The 23,210-nt window shown below is 68.3% G+C and carries 20 protein-coding genes; 15 read left to right on the plus strand and 5 right to left on the minus strand.

The genetic code is table 11. From position 1 onward, the window contains the following. Positions 1-138: 138 nt before the first annotated feature. Positions 139-1,782, plus strand: coding sequence for a mucoidy inhibitor MuiA family protein (locus U858_RS0129935; protein ID WP_025140792.1), 1,644 nt, complete (start codon positions 139-141; stop codon positions 1,780-1,782). Between the two features lie 71 nt (positions 1,783-1,853). Here the strand turns inward: U858_RS0129935 and U858_RS0129940 are convergent, their stop codons facing one another. Next, positions 1,854-3,077, minus strand: a complete 1,224-nt coding sequence (locus U858_RS0129940) for an EAL domain-containing protein (RefSeq protein ID WP_025140793.1) — start codon at positions 3,075-3,077, stop codon at positions 1,854-1,856. 207 nt (positions 3,078-3,284) lie between these two features. Between U858_RS0129940 and U858_RS0129945 the strand changes: the two genes are divergently transcribed. Continuing rightward, positions 3,285-4,451, plus strand: coding sequence for a 3-deoxy-7-phosphoheptulonate synthase (locus tag U858_RS0129945; protein WP_051593717.1), 1,167 nt, complete (start codon positions 3,285-3,287; stop codon positions 4,449-4,451). 83 nt (positions 4,452-4,534) lie between these two features. On the opposite strand, the gene U858_RS0129950 is transcribed toward U858_RS0129945, so the two are convergent. Beyond that, complete coding sequence (locus U858_RS0129950) at positions 4,535-5,773, minus strand: FAD-binding oxidoreductase (RefSeq protein ID WP_025140795.1); 1,239 nt, start codon at positions 5,771-5,773, stop codon at positions 4,535-4,537. 126 nt (positions 5,774-5,899) lie between these two features. On the opposite strand from U858_RS0129950, the gene U858_RS0129955 reads away from it, so the two are divergent. The 8 genes from U858_RS0129955 to U858_RS0129990 all read left to right on the plus strand — a co-directional run bounded on the left by U858_RS0129955 (position 5,900) and on the right by U858_RS0129990 (position 14,650). Further along, complete coding sequence (locus U858_RS0129955) at positions 5,900-6,502, plus strand: GNAT family N-acetyltransferase (protein ID WP_025140796.1); 603 nt, start codon at positions 5,900-5,902, stop codon at positions 6,500-6,502. Positions 6,503-6,619: 117 nt separating this feature from the next. Beyond that, positions 6,620-7,126 carry a hypothetical protein gene (locus tag U858_RS0129960; protein WP_025140797.1) on the plus strand — a complete coding sequence of 169 codons (507 nt, stop codon included), beginning with the start codon at positions 6,620-6,622 and terminating at the stop codon, positions 7,124-7,126. 404 nt (positions 7,127-7,530) lie between these two features. Further along, positions 7,531-8,250 carry a response regulator transcription factor gene (locus tag U858_RS0129965; protein ID WP_025140798.1) on the plus strand — a complete coding sequence of 240 codons (720 nt, stop codon included), beginning with the start codon at positions 7,531-7,533 and terminating at the stop codon, positions 8,248-8,250. A gap of 22 nt (positions 8,251-8,272) precedes the next feature. Next, positions 8,273-9,148, plus strand: coding sequence for a CoA ester lyase (locus tag U858_RS0129970; protein ID WP_025140799.1), 876 nt, complete (start codon positions 8,273-8,275; stop codon positions 9,146-9,148). Between the two features lie 244 nt (positions 9,149-9,392). Beyond that, positions 9,393-11,027 carry an ATP-binding cassette domain-containing protein gene (locus U858_RS0129975; protein ID WP_081821773.1) on the plus strand — a complete coding sequence of 545 codons (1,635 nt, stop codon included), beginning with the start codon at positions 9,393-9,395 and terminating at the stop codon, positions 11,025-11,027. Positions 11,028-11,214: 187 nt separating this feature from the next. Continuing rightward, entirely contained in the window at positions 11,215-12,084 is an 870-nt protein-coding gene (asd, locus tag U858_RS0129980) for an archaetidylserine decarboxylase (protein ID WP_025140801.1), read from the plus strand. A 115-nt stretch (positions 12,085-12,199) separates the two neighbouring features. After that, the gene (locus U858_RS0129985) at positions 12,200-13,393 is read left to right on the plus strand and encodes an alpha-hydroxy acid oxidase (RefSeq protein ID WP_029954529.1); all 1,194 of its coding nucleotides are present in this window, start codon (positions 12,200-12,202) and stop codon (positions 13,391-13,393) included. A gap of 60 nt (positions 13,394-13,453) precedes the next feature. Then, the gene (locus tag U858_RS0129990; protein WP_025140803.1) at positions 13,454-14,650 is read left to right on the plus strand and encodes a metallophosphoesterase; all 1,197 of its coding nucleotides are present in this window, start codon (positions 13,454-13,456) and stop codon (positions 14,648-14,650) included. Here the strand turns inward: U858_RS0129990 and U858_RS0129995 are convergent. After that, positions 14,611-15,069: an Lrp/AsnC family transcriptional regulator gene (locus tag U858_RS0129995; protein ID WP_025140804.1), complete on the minus strand. Its 459-nt coding sequence runs from the start codon at positions 15,067-15,069 to the stop codon at positions 14,611-14,613. The genes U858_RS0129990 and U858_RS0129995 overlap by 40 nt on opposite strands. 92 nt (positions 15,070-15,161) lie before the next feature. Here U858_RS0129995 and U858_RS0130000 point away from each other — a divergent pair, with 92 nt between their 5' ends. Next, positions 15,162-16,373, plus strand: coding sequence for an MFS transporter (locus U858_RS0130000; RefSeq protein ID WP_025140805.1), 1,212 nt, complete (start codon positions 15,162-15,164; stop codon positions 16,371-16,373). 51 nt (positions 16,374-16,424) lie between these two features. On the opposite strand, the gene U858_RS0130005 is transcribed toward U858_RS0130000, so the two are convergent. Then, positions 16,425-17,420, minus strand: a complete 996-nt coding sequence (locus U858_RS0130005; protein WP_029954531.1) for a GGDEF domain-containing protein — start codon at positions 17,418-17,420, stop codon at positions 16,425-16,427. 222 nt (positions 17,421-17,642) lie between these two features. Further along, positions 17,643-18,470 (minus strand): MetQ/NlpA family ABC transporter substrate-binding protein, encoded by an 828-nt coding sequence (locus tag U858_RS0130010; RefSeq protein WP_025140806.1) that lies wholly within the window; start codon positions 18,468-18,470, stop codon positions 17,643-17,645. A 195-nt stretch (positions 18,471-18,665) separates the two neighbouring features. Here U858_RS0130010 and rocF point away from each other — a divergent pair, with 195 nt between their 5' ends. The 4 genes from rocF (at position 18,666) to U858_RS0130030 (ending at position 23,170) form a co-directional block, all read left to right on the plus strand. Further along, the gene (rocF, locus tag U858_RS0130015; RefSeq protein ID WP_025140807.1) at positions 18,666-19,604 is read left to right on the plus strand and encodes an arginase; all 939 of its coding nucleotides are present in this window, start codon (positions 18,666-18,668) and stop codon (positions 19,602-19,604) included. A gap of 335 nt (positions 19,605-19,939) precedes the next feature. Then, complete coding sequence (locus U858_RS0130020; protein ID WP_025140808.1) at positions 19,940-21,148, plus strand: ABC transporter substrate-binding protein; 1,209 nt, start codon at positions 19,940-19,942, stop codon at positions 21,146-21,148. A gap of 22 nt (positions 21,149-21,170) precedes the next feature. Beyond that, positions 21,171-22,232, plus strand: a complete 1,062-nt coding sequence (locus U858_RS0130025) for an alcohol dehydrogenase (protein WP_025140809.1) — start codon at positions 21,171-21,173, stop codon at positions 22,230-22,232. A 560-nt stretch (positions 22,233-22,792) separates the two neighbouring features. After that, positions 22,793-23,170, plus strand: coding sequence for a DUF423 domain-containing protein (locus tag U858_RS0130030; RefSeq protein WP_025140810.1), 378 nt, complete (start codon positions 22,793-22,795; stop codon positions 23,168-23,170). Positions 23,171-23,210 lie beyond the last annotated feature (40 nt).

Raw genomic sequence — 23,210 nt, forward strand, 5'->3', positions numbered from 1 at the left:
CAGGGCGGTATAGCCCTGTCGCTTTTGTCACCTTCTGTAAACCCGATGTGCGCGGCTCCCTGTACATTGCGCGCTACCGCGGCGCCGGCCCGGCAGCAATACCCGCCGGACCCGCTCAACCTGCCTAAAGGTGTTCTCGTGCAACGTACTCTCCTGGCCCTTGCCTTCGCCACGCTTCCCGGCTTTGCCGCTGCCGCCGGCCTGGCCTCTTCCATCGGCGCGGTCACGGTCTACCAGGACCGCGCGGTCGTCACCCGCAGCGCCAGCAGCGAGCTGCCCGCGGGCGAGCACGAACTGGTGCTGGAAAAGCTGCCCGCCACCCTGCAGGACAACTCGTTGCAAGTGTCGGCCAAGAGCACCGGCCAGGCCACGCTGCTGGATGTGAAGGTGCGCGACGCCTATCAGGTCGACACCGCCAACGAACGCGTCAAGCAGCTGGAAGAACAGGTCCGCAAGCTCCAGGGCCAGCAGGCCGCGCTGGACGACGAAGCCGCCGTGCTGGACAACCAGCGCGAACTGGTCGCCATGATGCAACGCGGCGCCACCGAACCCGCCAAGGACGGCCCGCGCCCCACGCTGGAAGACTTGAAGGCCATCCAGGCGCTCAGCGCCGACACGCTCAACCGCACCTTGGCCGGCCTGCGCCGCGTGGCCGAACAGCGCGAAGACCTGGACCGCCAACTGACGGCCGCGCAAGGCGAACTGGGCCAGCTGCAAGGCCAGCTCAACCGCCGCACCAAGACCGTGACGCTGCGCGTGACCCTGGCCCGCGCCGGCAAGCTGGACCTGAACGTGTCGTATGCCGTGGCCGGCGCCCGCTGGACGCCCGCCTACGATGCCCGCTTGCGCCCGGCCGACCGCAGCGTCGACCTGGGCTATTTCGGCGTCATTCGCCAGAACACCGGCGAAGACTGGAACAACGTCAAGCTGACCCTGTCCACCGCCCGCCCGTCGCTGGGCGGCGGCGCGCCCAAGCTGATCCCGTGGATCATCGATGTGGCCGCCCCGCCCCCGCCGATGCCCGCGCCGGTGGCCGCCGCGGCGCCGTTGATGCGCAGCGAGCGCGCCCGGCCCGCGCCCAAGTCGGTGCAGGACGAAGCCGCCTACTCCCTCGAAGCGCCCGAGCCGGAAGCGGCCAAGGTCTCGACCGCCGAGGTGCAGTCCGCCGCCACCAGCGCGTCGTTCCAGATCCGCACGCCCGCCACGCTGCCGTCCGACAACAGCGTGCAGCGCGTCGCCATCACGACCGCCAAGCTGCCCGCGACGCTGCAATACCAGTCGACCCCGGCGCTGCGCGAAACCGCCTACCTGACGGCCGAGGCCAGCAACAACACGGAATTCCCGTTCCTGGCGGGCACGCTCAATACGTTCCTGGATGATGCCTTCGTAGCGGCATCCGCCATGAAAGCCGTGATGCCCGGCGAAAAAGTGGAACTGGCGATGGGCGCCGACGACGGCATTTCCATCAAGCGCCAATTGGTCAACCGCTTTACCGAAAGCACGGGCTTTTCGGGCAACGGCAAGCGCGTGACCTACGAATACAAGATCACCGTCAAGAACAACAAGGCCACCAAGGAACAGGTCACCTTCAAGGACCGCCTGCCGGTCTCGCGCAACGAGAAGATCGAGGTCAAGCTGCTGTCGCCGGCCGACCGCGACATCAAGCGCGAAGACGACGGCGTGCTGGCCTGGAACTGGGAACTGGAACCGGGCAAGTCGCGCGACACGACGCTGAAGTTCTCGGTCGACTACCCGGGCAACATCGACGTCGCCGGACTCTGACGGCCGCGCCCCGGCCTCAGCCTTGATAAAAGCCACGGGCGCCGTGGCTTTTTTTCCGACATTCACCGCCCTCAGTGCTGGCGGCAGAATTCAATGAAATCGGCCGGCGCCAGCGGCATCGATATGCCGTAGCCCTGCGCGAACGTGCAGCCCAGCTCGCGCAGCAGTTGCAGGTCGCGTTCCTGTTCGACGCCTTCGGCCACCACCCGGCGGCCCAGCGCACGGCCCATTTCGATGGCGGCGGCCACCACCGCGCGCGAGGCCGGTTCGCGGTGCATGTGCACGATAAAGTCGCGGTCGATCTTCAGCTCGGTGAACGGCATGGCGGAAAAGAGCCGCATCGACGCAATGCCCGCGCCGAAATCGTCCATGGCCAGTTCAAACCCCCGGACCCGCAGCAGGTTCAAGGCGGACGACAGCGTCAGCCAGTCGGTGACGGGCTCGTCTTCGGTCAGTTCCACTTTCACCAGCCGCGCCGGCAGGCCGGCCTGGCCCACGCGCTGCTCCAGCATGGCCGGCAAGTCAGGGGCGCACAAGGTGGAGGCCGAGGCATTGATGGCAATGGGCACCGCAATGTGCTCGGCATGCATGGCGGCCAGCACCTCGATCACGCGGTCGGTCACCCGGTTGAACAGCAGTTGGTCCAGCCCCAGCCGATGGGCGGCCGGCACGAAATCGGCCGGCGAAATGGCGCCCAGCGTGGGGTGATGCCAGCGCGACAGCGCTTCGGCCGCGACCGCCCGGCCCGTGGTCAGGTCGACCTGCGGCTGCAAGACGACGCTCATGCCGACGCCCGAGGCCAGCGCCTGCCCCAGTTCGGCTTCGAGCACATCGCGCCGCACCGCCGCCTGGCGCGGCGAGGCCGGATCGTGGTCGATGCTGTGCAGCGCGCCCTTGATGGCATGCTGCATGGCGGTGCGCGAGACCGGCTTGGACAGCGCCTGCGACGACGGGCAACCGGCTTGCAGCGCCAGCCGAACATGCGATTGCAGCAGTTCGTCGGTCAGGCTGCTGATCCAGATGATGGGCGGCATGACCTTGAGGCGGCCGCCGTCGACCAGCCGGCGCAGTTCGTTGGGCAGCAAGGTGCCGTCGCCCTCGCCCATGACGATGTCGCTGAGCACCACGTCGTAGGCCTGGCGCGCCAGCGCGCTGACGGCTTCGGTGCTGCTGCCCACCCCGGCCACCCGCCGGTAGCCCAGCGCCAGCAGCATGTTCTGCAGATAGGCCCGTTCCACGGGGTGGTCTTCCACCAGGAGAATCCGCCGGGTCGCGCCGGCGTCGGTTTTGGGCATCGCGCGGGTCCTAGAGGGGGAAGCGGTTGGGCGGGCGTTTCCAGCCGCTTGCTGGAAGGCGTTCCGACAATGCTAAGGCATCTTCCGCGACTGCGCCGCCAGATAGGACGGGTTAGTCACTATTAATTAGCCTGGGGCGGCAAAGGGGTCCGTCACCCAGACGGACGAAGCCGCTTGCACGGCCCGATGCCAGCCGGTGCGATAATGATGGTCTTTCCCCGCATCTATGGCACGGAGCTTCCCTTGACCCCCCGCATCGACGACCCCCTGCACGACCGCGAGGTCGGCACGGCCGACTCCACCCAGGACAACACCCGTACGGACGACACCCGCATCAGCGCGGTGCGCCCCCTGATTTCGCCCGCCCTGCTGCAGGACGAGCTGCCGGTCTCGGCTGCCATCCAGACGCTGGTCGAGCAAAGCCGCGCCCGCATCGCCGACGTGCTGCACGCCCGCGACGACCGCCTGGTGCTGGTGGTGGGCCCCTGCTCCATCCACGACCATGGCCAGGCCATGGAATACGCCCGCCAACTGCGCGCCGCCGCCGACCAGTATCAGGACGACCTCCTGATCGTCATGCGCGTGTACTTCGAGAAGCCGCGCACCACCGTCGGCTGGAAGGGCTACATCAACGACCCGCGCCTGGATGGCAGCTTCCGCATCAACGAAGGCCTGCGCCGCGCCCGCGAGCTGCTGCTGGACATCAGCGAACTGGGCCTGCCCATCGCCACCGAATTCCTGGACCTGCTCAGCCCGCAGTACATCGCCGACCTGATCGCCTGGGGCGCCATCGGTGCACGCACCACCGAAAGCCCCAGCCACCGCCAGCTGAGTTCCGGCCTGAGCTGCCCGCTGGGCTTCAAGAACGGCACCGACGGCGGCGTGCAGATCGCGGCCGACGCCATCGTGGCCGCCAGCGCCAGGCACGCCTTCATGGGCATGACCAAGATGGGCATGGCCGCCATCTTCGAAACCCGCGGCAACGAAGACACCCACGTGATCCTGCGCGGCGGCAAGCAAGGCCCCAACTACGATGCCGCCAGCGTCGACGCCTGTTGCGCCGTGCTGCGCGCCGCCGGCCAACGCGAACAGGTCATGATCGACTGCTCGCACGCCAACTCCAACAAGTCGCACCTGCGCCAGGTCGACGTGGCCCGCGACATCGCCGCCCAGCTCGCCCAGGGCGACACCCGCATCACCGGCGTGATGATCGAAAGCCACCTCGAAGAAGGCCGCCAGGACCTCAAACCCGGCCAGCCGCTGCGCCACGGCGTGTCCATCACGGACGCCTGCCTGGGCTGGAGCCAGACGCTGCCCGTGCTGGACATGCTGGCCCTGGCCGTGCGCCAGCGCCGCGAGAAGCTCGGCGCCTGATACGCACGCGCTGCGGGACGACGCCGCTGCCGGAACGACGGCGGGCGGCGTCGTGCACCGCTACCCCGCCCGCCGTCCTGCCGCTAACGGTTCAAGGCATAAGGCGCAGGGTCCATGTCCGGTTCCTGCCCGGTGACCAGGCTGGCCAGCAGCTTGCCGGTCACCGGCCCCAACGTGAAGCCGTGATGCGCATGGCCGAACGCCAGCCATAGCCCGGGATGGCGCGGGGCCGGCCCGATCACCGGCCGCATGTCGGGCATGCACGGCCGACAGCCCATCCAGGGAGTCTTCTCCACCGCCTCGCCCAACGGCAGCAACTGCGCCGCCAGCGCCCGCGTGCGCGCGATCTGGATGGGCGAAGGCGGCGCGTCGCGCGCCGCGAATTCAGCCCCCGTGGTCAGGCGCAGGCCCAGCGTCATGGGCGACACCACGAAACCACTGTCGATGTCGGCCACGGGATGCGACAGGGCTGCCCCGTCTTCCAACGCGAAATGCTGGTGGTAGCCACGCTTGACCGCCATGGGGATGCGATAGCCCAGCGGCCGCAGCACGTCGGGCGACCACGGCCCCAATGCCACCACCACGTCGCGGGCCTCGACCTGCCCCGTCACGCCGCGCACGCGCCAGCCGCCCCCGGACACGGCTTCGAGACTGCGCGCGTCCCCCCGTGCCAGCACGCCGCCGCGCTGCTTGAACAGCGCGGCGTAGCCGCGCGCCACCGCGCCCGGGTCCGACACGTTGACGGGATCGCGCCAGTGAATGGCGCCAACCATGCGCGGCGACAGCGACGGTTCCAGCGCGGCCAGGCCCGCGCGGTCCAGCACCTGGTAGTCCAGGCCATACGGCGCCAGCGCGGCGGCTTCGGCCGCGGCGCGGTCCAGGCTTTGCTGGGTGCGCATGCCGTCGATCCAGCCATTGCGGCGGAACAGGCCGCCGATGCCCGCGGCATCCTTGAGCGCGTCGTGCTCGGCCACGCTGCGTTCGATCAGCGGCAGCATCGCGGCCGCCGCGCGCGCCAGCCGCGACGGCGCCGAATGCCACCAATAGCGCAGCAGCCAGGGCGCGATGCGCGGCAGGAAACGCGGGTGGTAGCTGACGTCCGGCGTCTGGTTTCCGGCATAGCGCAGCAAGCTGCGCCAGTCGCGTGGAAAGGCATAGGGAATGACGCTGGCGCGTTCGATCAGGCCCGCATTGCCATAGCTGGTTTCTTCGCCCGGGCCGCGCCGATCCAGCAGCGTCACCGAACGGCCGCGGGCCTGCAGATGCAGCGCCGCGCTGACGCCGATGATGCCGGCGCCCAGGACAATCACGTCTGTTTTCATGCGCGAAATTCTGCGCCCGGGCGCGGGCTTCGGCAAGCGCCATGCACGGCGTAGAATCCATCGGCGCCCCGGGTCTGGCCGCTGCGGCCCGCGCCTGCTGGCGGCGCCTACGCGGAGCCCCCCTTCATGCCTGCCCTGCCCCCTTTGCAACCCGTCACGCTGACCGGCGAGATCGTGCAACTGGAACCCTTGACCCTGGACCATGCCGATGCGCTGGCTGCCGTCGGCCTGGATCCCGAACTGTGGCGCCTGCAACCCGAACCCGTCGAATCGGCCGCCGACATGCGCCGCTACGTCGAACGCGCGCTGGCCGGCCAGGCGGCGGGCGCCTGTCTGCCGTTTGTGATCGTGCGGCGCGCCGACGGCCAGGTCATCGGCACCACCCGCTATATGGATATTGCGCTGGCGCACAAGCGCCTGGAGATCGGCGCCACCTGGCTCACCCCTGCCAGCCAACGCTCGGGAGTCAATACCGAAGCCAAGTGGCTGTTATTGCAGCACGCCTTTGAAACAATTGGTATCATGCGGGTCGTGTTCAAAACGGAAGCGACCAACACGCAGTCCCGCCAGGCCATCCTGCGGATCGGCGGCGTCGAGGAAGGGGTGTTTCGCAAGCACCTGATCGCGCAGTCCGGACGCGCCCGCGACATGGTCTACTTCGCCATCCTCGACGAGGACTGGCCCGCCGCCAAAGCGCGCCTCATGGCTCGCCTGCGCCGCGCGCCGTAGCCGCGGCGATTTGTTCTTTGTTTTGGCCGGCGCTCAAGTTCACACGGCTTGGCGCCGTTAACGCAGTGCCGCGGGGCAAGCTATTCCACCGCCCGTCCCGCCCTTTTCAAGTCAGGTATGGATCGTTCTCCCCTCGCCCCGCCCGCGCCGCTCGGGCACAACCGCCGCAGCATCTTCATCTACACCGAAGAACAACGGGGCAACCAGCTGGTCGAATCGATGGTCATCGGCATGCTGTCCGACGTCTCGGGTTCGGACAAGCTGGTCGTCGTGCTGGACCCGTTCAGCCATCTCAAGTTCGTCTATCGCATCGACCACGAAAGCAGCAACCTGGACGCCGCGGCGCTGACCGAGCAAGATGAGTCCGCCTTCAATGGCAAGACCTCGGTGCAGATCAATTCCATGTCCTACAAATTGGGAACGGCCGAAAACGCCATGAAGCTGTTGCGCGGCAAGACCCAATGGATTCAGGACAAAGGCGCCGTGCTGTCGGTGCTGCTGCAGAATGCGGCGGCGCGCAAGACGCGCTTCGCGCCGCCGCGCATCGAACGCGACCGCGTGCGCAAGGTGCCGCAAGGCGTGCCGGTGGAATACCTGTCGGACCCCGCCTTGCCGGCGGCCTGATTCGCGCGAGCGCGAACGCGCAGACTGGCCATGCCGACCCCGACGGTGCACAACTTTTTGTCGCGGTTTTTTATCCACAGTTTCTGTGGATAAAAACAACGCACAGGCCCGGCTGGTGGCGGTTGCGACGCTGCCGCAGGGGCTGGTCATTTTTTGACCACCCGCATCGACTCGGCCACCGTGCGTCACGCCCGCATCACCCTGCCCGACTTCGCTGCGCCGCCGCAACGGCGATAATGATATTCTCCCGCGAAGCGCCCGCAGGGGATCAGCCAGATGGCGCCTCGTCCGGCCCGGCGCCCTCGCCATGCGGACCCACCCCCACCAATAAGAAGCCGTAGCATGAAAGGAGCGGAAAGCGTGTTTGCCCTCGGAGCGCCTCACGTACTGACCCGTCCGGCGCCGTGACCATCATCATCGTTGACGATCACGGGGACTGGCGCGACACCATCGCCGAGTACATCCACGATCTCGGCCTGGGCGAAGCCATCCTGACCGCCGGCACGCTTTCCGAACTGGACCAACTGCTGCTCAGCGTCACCCCCGGCATCCTGGTGCTGGACGCCATGCTGCCCGACGGCGATGGCCTGGCGCGCGTGTCGCATCTACGTACCACCTATCCGTCGATGGGCATCATCATGCTCACCGGCCGCCTGCTCAGCGAAGACAAGGTTTCTGGCTTGAGCCTGGGCGCCGATCACTATCTGACCAAGCCCGTCAACCTGGCCGAGCTGGGCGCCACGCTGGTGTCGCTGTCGCGGCGCCTGCGCGTGGTGCCCGCCACCGATCCGCAAGCCCCCGCCGCCGAGACCTGGCGCTTCGATCCCGCGCGCCGCGTGCTGGTATCGCCCAAGCGCATCCAGGTCGACATCACCGACACCGAAAGCCGCCTGATCGGTGCGCTGATCCAGGCCGCGCCGCTGCCGCTGACGCGCGGCCGCCTGGTCGAAGCGCTGGGCGCCAGCGCCGAGGCCTACGACACCCATCGGCTCGACGCCCACATGCATCGCCTGCGCCGCAAGCTGCGCGCGCAGGCCGGCGGCGACATGGGCATCCGCACCGTCTACGGCGTGGGCTATGTATGCACCATGCCAGTGCAGATCGTCGGCAACAGCAAGCCCTGAACCTACTTCCATTTTTCGCGCCATGTCCCTGCCTGCCCGCCCCCGCCGTTCCGTCCTCTACATGCCCGGCGCCAATGCGCGCGCCCTGGACAAGGCGCGCAGCCTGCCCGCCGATACGCTGATCCTGGACCTGGAAGACGCGGTGGCGCCCGATGCGAAGGCCGTGGCGCGCGAACAGGTGGCCGCCGCCTTGCGAGCAGGCGGCTACGGCCGGCGCGAATGCGTGGTGCGCGTCAATGCGCTGGACACGCCCTGGGGCCGGGACGACGTGCGCGCCATCGCACAGGCCGGCGCCGATGCCGTGCTGCTGCCCAAGGTGCAATCGGCAGCGCAATTGGACGCGTTGGCGCAGGCCCTGGACGCCGCCGGCGCGCCCGCCACGCTGGCGCTGTGGGCCATGGCCGAAACCCCGCTGGGCTTTCTGCGGCTGGACGCCATTGCCGCCGGCCACCCGCGCCTGGCGGCCATCGTGGTGGGCACGTCCGACCTCGTCAAGGACCTGCACGCCCGCCACACGCCCGACCGCCACGAGACCCTGCTGGCCCGTTCGATGGCGGTGCTGGCGGCGCGCGCCCACGGCCTGGCAGTGCTCGATGGCGTACACCTGGACCTGGACGACGACGCGGGCTTTGCCGCCGCCTGCCGCCAGGGCCGCGACCAGGGCTTTGACGGCAAGACGCTGATCCACCCGAAGCAGATCGCCGCGGCCAACACCGCCTTTGCGCCCACCGAAGCCGAACTGGCCAGCGCCCGCAAGCGCCTGGACGCCTGGCGCGCGGCGCAAGCCGCCGGCCAGGGCGTGGCCGTGGTGGACGGCGCGCTGGTCGAAAACCTGCACGCTGCCGAGGCCGAACGCCTGCTGGCCCTGGCCGCCGCCATCGCCGCCGCCGACGCGTAAAGCGCGCGTTCGCACAGCCAGCTACAATACGGCCCACGATCGGACAGGCGCTGCCTCGTCCGCCTTTCGCGCGTGGCACGCGTGGCATCCGCCGCTCGATGGCAAGTACGGGGTCCTCCGTACGCCGCCAGCCCGTCCGGCCTGCGCCGCCCGCACGATTCCTTCCAGGTTCCTTTTTTTGCGCCGCGAGCTGTGGCGGGAGCCTTGTCGCGCGCCTGTCGCGCCACCCCCAGCCCCACGATTCATGATCCGCTTCCAACAAGTTTCACTCATGCGCGGCGTCAAGCCCTTGCTCGACAAGGTCGACCTGCTGCTGAACCCCGGTGACAAGATCGGCCTGATCGGCGCCAACGGCGCCGGCAAGTCCAGCCTGTTCGGCCTGTTGCGCGGCACGCTGCACGCCGACCAGGGCGATCTGGACTACCCCGCCAGCTGGCGCATGGCCTACGTGGCGCAGGAAACGCCCGCGCTGGACCGCCCCGCCATCGAATACGCCATCGACGGCGATGTCACGCTGCGCAAGCTGGAAGCCGAACTGGCCGCGCTGGAAGCCGAACCCGAAAGCACCGAGAACGGCCTGCGCATGGCCGACATCTACGCGGCCCTGGCCGACGCCGATGCCTACACGGTGCACTCGCGCGCCGAACAGCTCTTGACCGGCCTGGGCTTCACGCAGGCGCAAATGCACCTGCCGCTGACCAGTTTTTCGGGCGGCTGGCGCATGCGCCTGAACCTGGCGCAAGCGCTGATGTGCCCGTCCGACCTGCTGCTGCTGGACGAACCCACCAACCACTTGGACCTGGACGCCATCATCTGGCTGGAAGACTGGCTCAAGCGCTACCCGGGCACGTTGATCGTGATTTCGCACGATCGCGATTTCCTGGACGGCGTGGTCAACGTCATCGTGCACATCGACGAGCGCAAGCTCAAGCGCTACTCGGGCAACTACTCGTCGTTCGAACGCCAGCGCGCCGCGCAACTGGAACTGGCCCAGGGCATGATGGAAAAGCAGATGCGCCAGCGCTCGCACCTGCAATCGTTCATCGACCGCTTCAAGGCCCAGGCCAGCAAGGCGCGCCAGGCGCAGAGCCGCATCAAGGCGCTGGCCCGCATGGAAGAAGTGGCGCCGCTGCGCGCGGCCGCGGAATTCTCGTTCGAGTTCCGCGAACCGCTGCGCGCGCCCAATCCGCTGTTGACCATGGACAAGGTCAGCGCCGGCTACCGCAATACCGACGAAGACAGCGGCGCGGTGTCCGACAAGATCATCGTGTCGGGCATCAATTTTTCGCTGCAGGCGGGCCAGCGCATCGGCCTGCTCGGGATCAACGGCGCGGGCAAGTCGACCTTCATCAAGACCATCGCGGGCGACCTCGAATCGCTGGCGGGCGACACGCAATTCAACAAGGGCCTGTCGATCGGCTACTTCGCCCAGCACCAGGTCGAGATGCTGCGCCACGATGAATCGCCGCTGTGGCACATGACCAAGATCGCGCCCACCGTGCGCGAACAGGAACTGCGCAACTTCCTGGGCAGCTTCAACTTCAACGGCAACATGGCCACCAGCTCGATCGCGCCGTTCTCCGGCGGCGAAAAAGCCCGCCTGGCCTTGGCGCTGATCGTCTGGCAGCGCCCCAACCTGCTGCTGCTGGACGAGCCCACCAACCACCTGGACCTGGAAACCCGCGAAGCGCTGACCACCGCGCTGGCGCAGTTCGAGGGCACGCTGGTGCTGGTCTCGCACGATCGCCACCTGCTGCGCGCCACCACCGACCAGTTCATCATCGTGGCCGATGGCCGCGTGAGCCCGTTCGACGGCGACCTGGACGACTACAAGGAATGGCTCTACAAGACCAAGCTGGCGGCCAAGGCCGCGGCCTGATACGCCATGCCGATCGGGCGGTTCGAGGGGCCGCGCGGCCCCTGCCCGATGGGCGATCCATTCGCGGTTTAACGCGTTACAATCCCGCCGATTGCACGCGCGCGCGGTGATAAGCTGCCGCAGATTGCGCGCGACAACCTCCACCCACGTCCCGCTGTCCGCGGGACGCGTTTTTTAGCGCTCGTAGATGCCGATCAAAGACCAAATCTTCCTTGCCAGCCAGTATCTTGCGCCGCATCACCTGGTGTCGCGCTTCTTCGGCGTCGCCTCTGATTGCCGGGAACCCGCGGTCAAGAACTGGATGATCTCGCGCTTTGTCCGCAAGTACGGCGTGGACATGCGCGAGGCCGAACAGGAAGACGCGCTGGCCTACGATTGCTTCAATGACTTCTTCACCCGCGCGCTCAAGCCCGACGCGCGGCCGCTGGACGACGAACCCGGCGGCGTGCTGTGCCCCGCGGACGGCGCCATCAGCCAGATGGGCGCCATCGAGCATGGCCGCCTCTTCCAGGCCAAGGGCCACAGCTACGGCCTGGCCGACCTGCTGGGCGGCGACACCGATCGCGCCGCGCCGTTCCAGGGCGGCGAATTCGCCACCATCTACCTGTCGCCCAAGGACTACCACCGCGTGCACATGCCGGTGGGCGGCACGCTGCGCGAAATGATCCACGTGCCGGGCCGGCTGTTCTCGGTCAACCCGCTCACCGCGCGCAACGTGCCGCGCCTGTTCGCGCGCAACGAACGCGTGGTCTGCATCTTCGACACCGAACACGGCCCGATGGCCGTGGTGCTGGTCGGCGCCATGATCGTGGCGTCCATCGAAACCGTGTGGGCGGGCCTGGTCACGCCGTACAAGCGCCGCGTCAAGGCCGTACGCTACGACGATGCCGCACGCGCGCCGATCCACCTGGAAAAAGGCGCCGAGATGGGCCGCTTCAAGCTGGGCTCGACCGCCATCGTGCTGTTCGGCCCGGGCAAGGTGCGCTGGGCCGACACGCCGTCGGTGCGCGGCCCGGTGCGCATGGGTGAATTGCTGGCGCTGCCGGTGCAGCGTTGAAAGTACGGGGTTAAGCCAAGTACTTCAATAAAAGCGAAAGAGATATTCCATATTTATTCGCTTTATACGATATAGGCGGGTCGGTAGATTGGGGGGTTTCAACCGCCCCTTTGCCATGGCCACCCTGCCCGCCTCGTCCGATACGCCCGTTCGCCTTTCCCGCGCCCTGTCGCGCATGCTGTCGCTGGACGACTTCGAGGCCGCCGCTCGCCGCCGCCTGCCGCGCCCGATCTTCGGCTACGTGGCCGGCGCGGCCGAAGACAATCAGTCTTTGCACGCCAACCGGCACGACTTCGGCCGCTATGCCTTCCAGCCGCGCGTGCTGGTGGACGTCTCGGGCCGCAGCCAGCACACCGAGCTGTTCGGCCGCCGCTACGAATCGCCGTTCGGCATCGCCCCCATGGGCATCAGCGCGCTGTCGGCCTATCGCGGCGACATCGCGCAGGCCCGCGCCGCGCGCGAGCAGGGCATTCCCGCCATTCTGAGCGGCACCGCGCTGATCGCGCTGGAAGACGTGATCCGCGAAGCGCCCGGCACCTGGTTCCAGGCCTATCTGCCCGGCGACCCCGCGCGCATCGACGCGCTGGTGGCGCGCGCGGCCCAGGCCGGCTACGACACGCTGGTGCTGACCGTGGACATCCCCGTATCCGCCAACCGCGAGAACAACGTGCGCACCGGCTTTTCGACGCCGCTCAAGCCCAGCCTGCGCCTGGCGTGGGACGGCCTGACGCACCCGCGCTGGCTGGCCGGCACCTTCCTGCGCACGCTGCTCAAGCACGGCATGCCGCATTTCGAGAATTCGTTCGCCACGCGCGGCGCGCCCATCGTGTCGGCCTCGGTGCTGCGCGACTTCAGCGCGCGCGACCACCTGAACTGGGAACACGTGGCGCGCATCCGGCGCCAATGGCAGGGTACGCTGATCATCAAAGGCATCCTGCACCCTGCCGATGCGCGCCTGGCGCGGCAGCACGGCGCCGACGGCATCATCGTGTCGAACCATGGCGGACGCCAGCTGGACGGCGCTATCTCGCCGCTACGGGCACTTCCCGGCGTGGTGGATGCGGCGGGCGACATGCCCGTGATGATGGACAGCGGCGTGCGCCGCGGCGGCGATGTGCTCAAGGCGCTGGCGCTGGGTGCGCGGTTCGTGTTCGTGGGCCGCCCCTTCAACTATGCCGCCGCGGTCGGCGGCCAGGCGGGCGTGTCCCATGCCATCAGCCTCTTGCGCGCCGAGGTCGACCGCAACATGGCCATGCTGGGTGTGAACCGGCTGAGCGAGGTCGGGCCCGACCTGCTGGTGCCAGCATAGAATGGCAGTTCCTCTGCTATTCGCGGGCCGGCTGCCTGGCCGGCCCCCGCCCCGCCGCCCGTGTCCCTACGCCAATCGTCATTCTTCCTGCGCTTTCTGACCCTGGGCGCCCTTGCCCACGTGTATGTCGGCGCCCGCCTCATCCCCGATGCCGGATTCGCCGGTTCGGGCACTGCCACCGCCATCCTGCTGCTGATCCTGTCGTGCATCCTGATCCCGCTGGGCATGCTGGGGCGCTCGTCGGTGCATCCGCCTTGGGGCGACCGCATCGCCTGGGTCGGGCTGATTGCCATGGGGCTGTTTTCGTCACTGTTCGTGCTGACGGTGCTGCGCGACGTGCTGCTGCTGGCCGCCTGGCTGATCGACCTGGCCACGGGCGTCGCTCTGCCCTGGACCGACCTGCGCCGGATAAGCGCATTGGCAGTGGCCGCGCTGGCGCTGGCCGCCACGCTGGTCGGCTTCTACAACGCCCGCCGGCGCGCCCAGGTCGTAACGGTGGACGTACCCATCGAAGGCCTGCCGGCCGACCTGGACGGCTTCACCATCGTGCAGATCAGCGACATCCACGTCGGCCCGACCATCAAGAAACGCTACGTGCAGGCCATCGTCGATGCGGTGAACGCCGAGACGCCCGACGTCATCGCCATCACGGGCGATGTGGTGGACGGCAGCGTCGAGCAACTGGCCGCGCAGGCCAGCCCGCTGGCGCAGCTGCGCGCCCCCTTCGGCGTGTACCTGGTGACCGGCAACCATGAATATTATTCAGGCGCCACGCCCTGGGTGGCAGAATTTCGCCGCATGGGCCTGCGGGTGCTGATGAACGAACACGCCGTGATCCACCCCGCCGGCCTGCCCGTGGTGGTGGCGGGCGTGACCGACTACAGCGCTGGCGCCTTCGACCCGCAGCAGCGCAGCAACCCCAAGGCCGCGCTGGCCGGCGCCCCGGCCGATGCCCTGCCCAAGATCCTGCTGGCGCACCAGCCGCGCAGCGCGGCCGCGGCCGAGCCGCTGGGCTACACGCTGCAGCTGTCCGGCCATACGCATGGCGGCCAGTTCTTTCCGTGGGGCTTTTTCGTGCGCTTCCAGCAGCCGTTCACGGCCGGCCTGCACCGCCAGGGCAAGATGTGGGTCTACACCAGCCGCGGCACCGGCTACTGGGGCCCGCCCAAGCGCCTGGGCGCGCCATCGGAAATCACGCGCCTGCGGTTGCGGCGGGCTCAGTCCGCGTCGTCCGGCAGCGGCCCTCGTTCCAGATAGCTGGTCAGCGCGATGTCGCTGGTGGTGTTGGTGATGCCGTCGATCTGGTGAATGCGCGCCAACAGCGCCTCAAGCGCCTGGGTGTCGCGCACCCGCACCTTCAGCAGCATCGCGCTCTTGCCGGTGATGGTGTGGATCTCTTCCACCTCGGTCAGCTCGGCCAGCCCCAGCACCTGCTGGGTGATGCTCCAGTTGTTGGTATCGACGTGCACAAACGCCAGCAGCGGGCGGCCGATGCGCGCGCCATCCAGCTTGGCGGCAATGCCCTTGATCAGGCCGTCGCGCTTCAAGCGTTTGACGCGCTCGTGCACGGCGGGCGCCGACAGGTTCAATTGCTTGCCCAGATCGGCATAGCTCGGCGAGGCGTCATCGGCCAGCAGCGTTAATAGTTTTCGGTCGCGGTCGTCGAGATCGGGCATTGGAATCGGGTTCTGCCTAACGGCATTCGAACTTTGATGAGATAAGGGATTATCGGTGTTAACCCTTATTTTATTCCAATAAAATTCCGCGGATGCTGAATCGCAACGCCCCCCGCAACACCCCTCGCAAGGCTCCCCTGCCCGCCGCCATTCCCGCCCTGATGTTCGCCGTCAGCGTGGTGGGTTCCAACGGCCTGGCGTTGAGCCCGATTTTGTCCGACGTGGCGCGCTCGTTCGGCACCACGCCGCTGACGGTCAGCACCGCCATTTCGGCCTACGGCGCGGCCACGGCGGCCAGTGCCTTCCTGCTGGCCGCCCGCATCGACCGCTGGGGCATCCGCCGCGCGCTGCTGGGCGCCATGATCGCGCTGATCGCCGCCCTGCTGCTGTCGGCCTGCGCGCCCCACTGGATCGTGCTGACCGCGGCGCAGGCCCTGGCCGGCGCCGCCGCGGGCGTGATCCTGCCGGCCGCGTATGGGTCGGCCTCGCTGGTCGCCGCGCCCGGCCAGGAGACCCGCGCGCTGGGCCGCGTCATCTCGGGCTGGTCGGTGTCGCTGGTGGCGGGCGTGCCGCTGTCGGCCTTGATTTCCGATGCGGTGGGCTGGCGCGCCACCTACGCGGTGCTGGCGCTGTGCGCCGCCATAGCGCTCGCGGGCCTGTACAGACTGCCCGAACGCCGCAGCGCGCACCCCGCGCCGCTGCGCCTGATGCGCCTGCTGGCGCCGCTGTCGTACCGCGACGTGCCGGTGCTGCTGCTGGGTTGCCTCGCGTTCTCATCCGCGTTCTACGGCGTCTACGCGTTCCTGGCGGACCACGTGCGCACCCTGCTGGGCCTGTCGGCGGGCCAGGTGGGCTTCATCGCCTTTGCCTACGGCGCCGGCTTTCTGTTCGCGGGCCTGGCCGGCGCGCCGCTGATCGAACGGCTGGGGCCGCGCCGCGCGTTGCCGCTGGCGCTGGCGGCGATTGCGCTGGTGTACCTGGGCCTTCTGCCCGCCGCGCACGCGCTGGCCGCCGTGCTGGCCATTGCCGTGCTGTGGGGGGCGGCCTCGCAACTGAGCCTGAACCTGCTGGTATTGCTGCTGTCGCGCGCGCGCCCCGACGAACGCGGCGCGGTGCTGGGCCTGAACACCTGCACGACCTACCTGGGCGCCAGCGTCGGCACCGCGGTGGCCGGCACGCTGTATACGCATGCGGGCTTTGACACCCTGGGCCTGGCGGCCGCCGGTGCCGTGGCCCTGGCCGCGCTGGCGCTGCATTGGCGCCTGAATGGCCGCCGCGCGGCGGGCAGCCGGGCCACGGCCTGATTCCCCTATCGGCCCGCGCGCAACCCCCTCTTGCGCCCTGGCCGCCGACGGCTAATCCGGCAGCACCACCGCGCAATCGCGCCCGGCCCGCTTGGCCCGGTACATCGCCTGGTCGGCGCGCCGCAGCACGTCCGACATGCTGGCATCCGTGGCCAAAAAACGCGTGATGCCGCCGCTGGCCGACAGCACCACCGCATGCCCGTCGACACTGGCCGGATGCTGCCGCAGCCCCGCGCGCAAGCGGTCGCACACCGCCAGCGCCACGTCCGCGTCGGCATCGGCCAGCAACACCAGGAATTCCTCGCCGCCCAAGCGCCCCACCGCGTCGCCTTCGCGCAGGCAGCCTTGCAGCTGGCTGCAAAAATGGCGCAGCGCGGCGTCGCCGCCCAGGTGGCCGTAGCGGTCGTTGACTTGCTTGAAATAGTCCAGGTCCAGCATCAACGCGGTGTGGCGCGCGCCTTGCCGCGCGGCTTCCAGCATGGCCTGCAGGCGCAGCAGGATCTCGGCGCGGGTCCAGCAGCCGGTCAGGTCGTCCACCTTGGCCAGGCGCGCCAGCGCGGCCTCGTTGCGGCGGTTCTCGGTCATGTCCATGCCGATGTTCACCACGCTGCCATCCGGCAAGCGCACGTTGGACCACAGTACCGAGAGCCGCTCGCCGGTTCGTGCCAGCGGCTGCCATTCACGGAATGACTGGTCGGGCGTGGGGCCCACGCTCTGCACCACGCGGGCGCGCGTTTCAGGATCGGGATAGAACAGCGCCAGTGGTTCGGGGTAGCTGTTGATTTCATCGCGTGTCCAGCCGAAGCGGTGCACGCACGCCGCATTCCACAGCACGCACTGGCCGCGCCCGTCGAAGGCATTGATCAGCACGGGTGCGTTCTGGAACAGGGCTTCGTAGCGCGCCACCACTTCGCGCAGGCGCTGCAGTTCGCTGGCCTGGGCGTCATCCGGGCCATCGGCCGGCGGCGGGTCCGCAGCCTGCGGACGGCCTGCCTCGGCGCGCGGCTGCGGCGAAATCAAAGCGTCATTCGATGAAACGAGTCGCATGGGTTCGCAGTCGAGAAAGGCGGCGCGCACTGGCCGCGTTGGCATCCCGCGCCGTCTCGGACGCAGGGCGGCAAAGCGCGGCAAGTATACGTTTCAATCTGCAACTCAAATGCCAAGAATCGTCAAGACGCCCCCTGCCCCTGCGGCCTGCCAAGCCTTACTGCGCGGTCACGAGCAGCGCTGCCGTCGGCAGCCACGCCGGCACGCTCTGCCCGCCAGCCCCTACCAGGGAAACGCGATCAGGTCGCCGTACAGGCTGCGCAGCTTGGCCTTGACCTCGGCCGACTGCTGGTAGATGGCGATGAACTTCAACAGACGCGGGTCTTCCGCGCGGTCTGGACGAGCCACCCAGCGGATGGCGTAGCGGCGCACGTTGGCCGGGTCCTTGTTGTCGAACGCCAGGCCGTCCTTTTCATCCAGGCCGGCCTGCTTGGCAAACGTGGTGTAGGTGACCGAGGCCGTCACGTCGTCGAACGTGCGCGCCGATTGCGAGCCTTCGATCTGCACGAATTTCAGGCGCTTGGGGTTGTCGGTCACGTCCTGCAGCGTGGCCTGGTGCGCCACGCCCGGCTTGAGCTTGATGAGGCCGATGGATTCCAGCAGCAGCAAGGCGCGGCCCGTATTCACCGGGTCGTTGGGCACCGCGATGGTGGCGCCGTCGGGCAGCGGTTCGCCCTTCTTGAGCTTCTTGGAGAACAGGCCGATGGTCGTCGAATAGCCGTACGCGATCGGCTTGAGGTTGGCGCCGCGGCGCGCGTTGAACAGCTCCAGGAAAGGCTCGTGCTGAAAGAAGTTGGCATCCACCGAGCCGTCGGCCACCGCAATGTTGGGCAGCACCCAGTCATTGAATTCCACCAGCTGCACGTCCAGGCCCGCCTTGCGCGCCTCGGCGATGGCCAGCTCGGTGGCGGCATTGGCCACGCTGGCGATCACGCCGATGCGCAGCGGCTTGTCGGCGGCCTGGGCCGGCGCCAGGGCGGTCAGCCCGGCCAGGGCCAGCGCGGCCACGGCGCGGCGCGCCAAAGTCAGGAACAGGGATTGCTGGAACATGAAGTCGTCCGAAAAAAGATCGGGCACTCGCCCGGGGATCGATGCGGGTCTCGGCGCTATTGTGCCGCAGCCCCGCCGCGCCACCGGCAAAGGCCCGGCCATCGCCATGGCAATGTCTACACGCAGCGGCGCTACACTCGACGGCACCGCCGCCCACCCTGGGCGCCCCTGACCCCAGCTTCACGGAGCCAGACCTTGCAGAACACCCCCGCTTTGCCCACCCACGTCACCCTCATCGGCGCCCCCACCGACATCGGCGCGGGCGCGCGCGGCGCCTCGATGGGCCCCGAAGCGCTGCGCGTGGCCGGCATCGGGCCGGTCATCGAAGCCCAGGGCTTTACCGTCACCGACCAGGGCAACCTGTACGGCCCGGCCAACCCCTGGCAACCGCCCGTGGACGGCTACCGCCACCTGGCCGAGGTCACCGCCTGGAACCAGGCCGTGCACGACGCCATGTACGCCGCGCTGGCCCAGGGCCACCTGCCCATCCTGCTGGGCGGCGATCATTGCCTGGGCATCGGCTCGATCAGCGCCGTGGCGCGCCACTGCCGCGCCGCCGGCAAGAAACTGCGCGTGCTGTGGCTGGACGCCCACACCGACTTCAACACCAACACGCTCACCCCCACCGGCAACATCCACGGCATGCCGGTGGCCTGCCTGTGCGGCCACGGCCCCGCGGAAATCACCGGCATGTCCGGCCAGACGCCCGACATCGATCCGTCGTGGGTGCGCCAGATCGGCATCCGCAGCGTCGACGACGGCGAAAAGCGCCTGGTGCACCAGGCCGGCCTGGAAGTGTTCGACATGCGCTACCTGGACGAAATGGGCATGCGCGCCACCATGCAGGCCGCGCTGGCCGGGCTGGACGACGACACCCACCTGCACGTCAGCTTCGACGTCGACTTCCTTGACCCCGAGATCGCGCCCGGCGTCGGCACCACCGTCATGGGCGGCCCGACCTACCGCGAAGCCCAGCTCTGCATGGAAATGATCGCCGACACCGGCCTGATGCGCTCGCTGGACGTGGTGGAACTGAACCCCGCCTTCGACGTGCGCAACAAGACGGCCGACCTGGCCGTGGACCTGATCGAAAGCCTGTTCGGCAAGTCGACGCTGGTGCGGCGCGGCAGCTGATCCCCCGTTCTCAAGGGCGGGCGGCACGGCCCGCCAGCCCTTGAAGACGGCCGTCGCGCAAGGCTTCCGCCCGCCACATCCTCCCCCCGCCTTCCTTTCTTTGGCCTGCCGAGTTCTCCGCCCGGCAAGCGGCCCGCGCACGCCCCCACCTAGGCAATCCACCCATTGACCTTTCACATATGAAAACTTAACTTCTTGCACAGGAATTTTTATTCCTTAACAAGAAAACAAATTCAGCCGGCTGGAGCACCGGCCGCCCCGCCCTCGCCTTCGTATTCGCGTCAATTCCAACAATGCAAACGCCGGTCCGCAAGACGGACCGTGGAGACAGACAGATGCGTATCAACCCCTTGTGGGCGGCCGCGGCCGCCTTGCTTGCCACCTGCGCCGCGCAGGCCCAAAGCGATGTCGTCCGACTGGGCGTCTCCAACGACCGGTCCGGCATCTATTCCGACCTGGGCGGCCTCGGCTCGGAAATGGCCGTGCGCATGGCCGTCGAAGACTTCGGCGGCAAGGCGGCCGGCAAGACCGTGCAAGTCATCGGCGCCGACAACCAGAACAAGGCCGACGTGGCCTCGGCCCTGGTGCGGCGCTGGTTCGACACCCAGGGGCTGGTCGCGGTGGTGGACGGCGGCGCCAGCTCGGCCGGCCTGGCCGCGCAAGGCGTGGCGCGCGAAAAAGGCGGCACTGCCCTCATCAGCGGCGGCTTCGCGGGCGACTTCAGCGGCAAGCAATGCAGCCCCCTCAGCACCCAATGGGCGCCCGACACCTACGCCCTGGCCAACGCCGTCGTAAAAAGCGTCGTCGAAAGCGGCGGCAAGTCCTGGTACTTCATCACCACCGACTACGTCTTCGGCAAATCGCTCGAAGCCAACGCCAGCCGCTTCGTCGCGGCTGCCGGCGGCAAGGTCGTCGGCAGCACGCGCCACCCCTTGGGCGCCATGGACTTCGCCTCGTTCCTGGTGCAGGCGCAATCCTCCAAGGCCGACGTCGTCGGCCTGGCCAGCGCGGGCGGCGACCTGGTCAACCTCATCAAGCAGGCCCAGGAATTCGGCCTGACCGGCGGCAAGCAGCGCCTCTTGACCTTCCTGACCTTCATCAACGACGTGCAAGCCATGGGCCTGCCCGTCGCCCAGGGCCTGACCTTTCCCACCGGCTTCTATTGGGATGCCGACGACGACACCCGCGCATGGACCCGCCGCTGGCAAAAGAAAATGGGCGTCACCCGCCCGCCCTCCATCGTGCAGGCCCTGAGCTACGTCGCCACCACCCACTACCTGCAAGCCGCGCAGGCCGCCGGCACCTTCGATGGCGCCGCCGTCAACCAGAAGATGCGCGAGTTGCCCATCACCACCAAACTGGTCAAGAATGCCCATATCCGCCCCGAAGACGGACGCGTCATCATGGACCTGTATCTGGTCGAAGTGAAAAAGCCGGCCGACTCCAAATACCCCGGCGACTTCTACCGCATCCTGTCCACGGTGCCCGGCGACAACGTGTTCGTGTCGCTGGCCGACAGCGAATGCCCCCTGGTCAAAAAATAAGCCCATCCCACGAGGAGACATCATGAAGTGCTATTGCGTCGTCAACTTCCGCGAGCCCCTGCAGGAAATGGACCCGCCCACCCCCGCGCCGCAAGGCACGCAGGTGCTGCTCAAGGTCCGCGCCGCGGGCGTCTGCCATAGCGATATCCACTTGTGGGAAGGCGGCTACGACCTCGGCCAGGGCCGCACCCTGTCGCTGAAAGACCGCGGCGTCACCCTGCCGCTCACCATGGGCCATGAAACCGTCGGCAGCATCGTCGCCGCCGGCCCCGACGCCCAGGGCGCCGCCCCGGGCGGCAACTACCTCGTCTACCCCTGGATCGGCTGCGGCGCCTGCGCCACCTGCCTCGCGGGCCAGGAAAACCACTGCACCGCCCCCGCCTGCCTGGGCGTACACCGCGCCGGCGGCTACGCCGACCACATCCTGGTACCGCATCCGCGCTACCTCATCGACATCGGCGACCTCGACCCCGCCCAGATCGCCCCCTACGCCTGCTCCGGCCTCACCACCTATTCCGCCCTGAAGAAAATCGGCGAAGCCGTCTACCGCGAACACCCCGTCGTCATCTTCGGCGCTGGCGGCCTGGGCCTCATGAGCCTCACCCTCATCAAGGCCCTGGGCGGCAAAGGCGGCATCATCGTCGACATCGACCCCGCCAAACGCCAGGCCGCCCTCGAAGCCGGCGCCCTCGCCGCCATCGACGGCGCCGCCCCCGACGCCGCCCAGCAAATCCTCAAGGCCGCCGGCGGCAAACCCCTGCAGGCCGCCATCGACCTCGTCGGCGCCCCCGCCACCACCTCCCTCGCCTTCGACTTTCTCACCAAGGGCGGCAAACTCATCATCGTCGGCCTCTTCGGCGGCGCCTCGTCCTGGCCCATCGCCCTCATCCCCATGAAGGCCCTCTCCATCATCGGCAGCTACGTCGGCAACCTCGCCGAACTACGCGAACTGATGACCCTGGTCCGCACCGGCAAAGTCCCCCCCATGCCCGTGCACCGCCACCCCCTGAAAGACGCCGACACCGTCCTGGCCTCGCTACGCGCCGGCAAGGTCGTAGGCCGCGCCGTCCTCACGGTGGACTAACCACTAACCCCTCCTCAAACCGCCGCGGCAAATTCGCCGCGGCACCTTCACCAATCAGCTCCACTGCCAAAGAGAAGCCCACAAAACGCACGCCAGCCGCCAATCGAGCACAGCATCAAGCGAACCAAGAAGCACACCCTTCCCACTCGCTCCCCAGCCGCGCGCAGCGCACACCGCACCGACGTCCCACAACGCGTAAGCTTCGTAAGGCCGCCCGCGCGGCCGGCACGAAGCGGGCCCCGCAACCCTCGCCCACCCCCACTCGGTCTAGCTCCGCCACGCACCCAGACACTCGTAGTCCGTCGGGCGGCGTGTCTCGGTGGCGGGCAACCTCGATGCGCCCGAGGGAATCCGTAGGGAGCCGAAGGCGTACGAGGATGACGCAGGGGCAGTCCGGAGCGAAGGCTCCGGACCGCAATCGTGGGCGCCCGCCACCGAGACACGCCGCCCGACGGACGACCTACGAAGACCGCCCCCGCAGCCATCAACCCCCCCACCAAGATTCCGCATATCATAGGCACCACACATCGCCCAAAACTAAGCCCCCAAAAGGAAAAAGCATGACAGACCGCCAGCTAACCATCCTAGCGGCCCTGAACCTGCTGGTAGCGGTAGGCGCCGGCGCATTCGGCGCCCATGGCCTGAAGCGCCTGGTCACCCCCGAGCTGCTTTCCGTCTGGCAAACCGGCGTCCTGTATCACCTCATCCACGGCCTCGGCCTCTTCGTCATCGCCCTGCTCGGCGCCCGCTACGGCTCCCCCCTGCTGTCCGCCGCCGGCATCGTCATGTTCATCGGCATCGTCCTGTTTTCAGGTAGCCTCTACACCTTGACCCTCACCGGCACGCACTGGCTCGGCGCCATCACCCCCCTGGGCGGCGCCGCCTTCCTTGCCGCCTGGGCCATGGTCGCCCTGGCCGCCTACCGCGCCCAAAGCTGATTCACCTGCCCCCGCATCACCCCAGGCGGTTGCAACACCG

The organism is Achromobacter sp. DH1f, from assembly GCF_000633435.1.
GTDB lineage: Bacteria > Pseudomonadota > Gammaproteobacteria > Burkholderiales > Burkholderiaceae_B > Achromobacter > Achromobacter deleyi.

Bases quoted from the DNA above. Each gene is read 5' to 3' on its own strand.
- U858_RS0130005 (WP_029954531.1), bottom strand. From the start codon at position 17,420: ATGCGACTCGTTTCATCGAATGACGCTTTGATTTCGCCGCAGCCGCGC.
- asd (WP_025140801.1), top strand. From the start codon at position 11,215: ATGCCGATCAAAGACCAAATCTTCCTTGCCAGCCAGTATCTTGCGCCG.
- U858_RS0129960 (WP_025140797.1), top strand. From the start codon at position 6,620: ATGGATCGTTCTCCCCTCGCCCCGCCCGCGCCGCTCGGGCACAACCGC.
- U858_RS0129970 (WP_025140799.1), top strand. From the start codon at position 8,273: ATGTCCCTGCCTGCCCGCCCCCGCCGTTCCGTCCTCTACATGCCCGGC.
- U858_RS0130010 (WP_025140806.1), bottom strand. From the start codon at position 18,470: ATGTTCCAGCAATCCCTGTTCCTGACTTTGGCGCGCCGCGCCGTGGCC.
- U858_RS0129995 (WP_025140804.1), bottom strand. From the start codon at position 15,069: ATGCCCGATCTCGACGACCGCGACCGAAAACTATTAACGCTGCTGGCC.
- U858_RS0129975 (WP_081821773.1), top strand. From the start codon at position 9,393: ATGATCCGCTTCCAACAAGTTTCACTCATGCGCGGCGTCAAGCCCTTG.
- U858_RS0129940 (WP_025140793.1), bottom strand. From the start codon at position 3,077: ATGCCCAAAACCGACGCCGGCGCGACCCGGCGGATTCTCCTGGTGGAA.
- U858_RS0129955 (WP_025140796.1), top strand. From the start codon at position 5,900: ATGCCTGCCCTGCCCCCTTTGCAACCCGTCACGCTGACCGGCGAGATC.
- U858_RS0129985 (WP_029954529.1), top strand. From the start codon at position 12,200: ATGGCCACCCTGCCCGCCTCGTCCGATACGCCCGTTCGCCTTTCCCGC.
- U858_RS0129950 (WP_025140795.1), bottom strand. From the start codon at position 5,773: ATGAAAACAGACGTGATTGTCCTGGGCGCCGGCATCATCGGCGTCAGC.
- U858_RS0130000 (WP_025140805.1), top strand. From the start codon at position 15,162: ATGCTGAATCGCAACGCCCCCCGCAACACCCCTCGCAAGGCTCCCCTG.
- U858_RS0130030 (WP_025140810.1), top strand. From the start codon at position 22,793: ATGACAGACCGCCAGCTAACCATCCTAGCGGCCCTGAACCTGCTGGTA.
- U858_RS0130025 (WP_025140809.1), top strand. From the start codon at position 21,171: ATGAAGTGCTATTGCGTCGTCAACTTCCGCGAGCCCCTGCAGGAAATG.
- U858_RS0130020 (WP_025140808.1), top strand. From the start codon at position 19,940: ATGCGTATCAACCCCTTGTGGGCGGCCGCGGCCGCCTTGCTTGCCACC.
- U858_RS0129945 (WP_051593717.1), top strand. From the start codon at position 3,285: ATGGTCTTTCCCCGCATCTATGGCACGGAGCTTCCCTTGACCCCCCGC.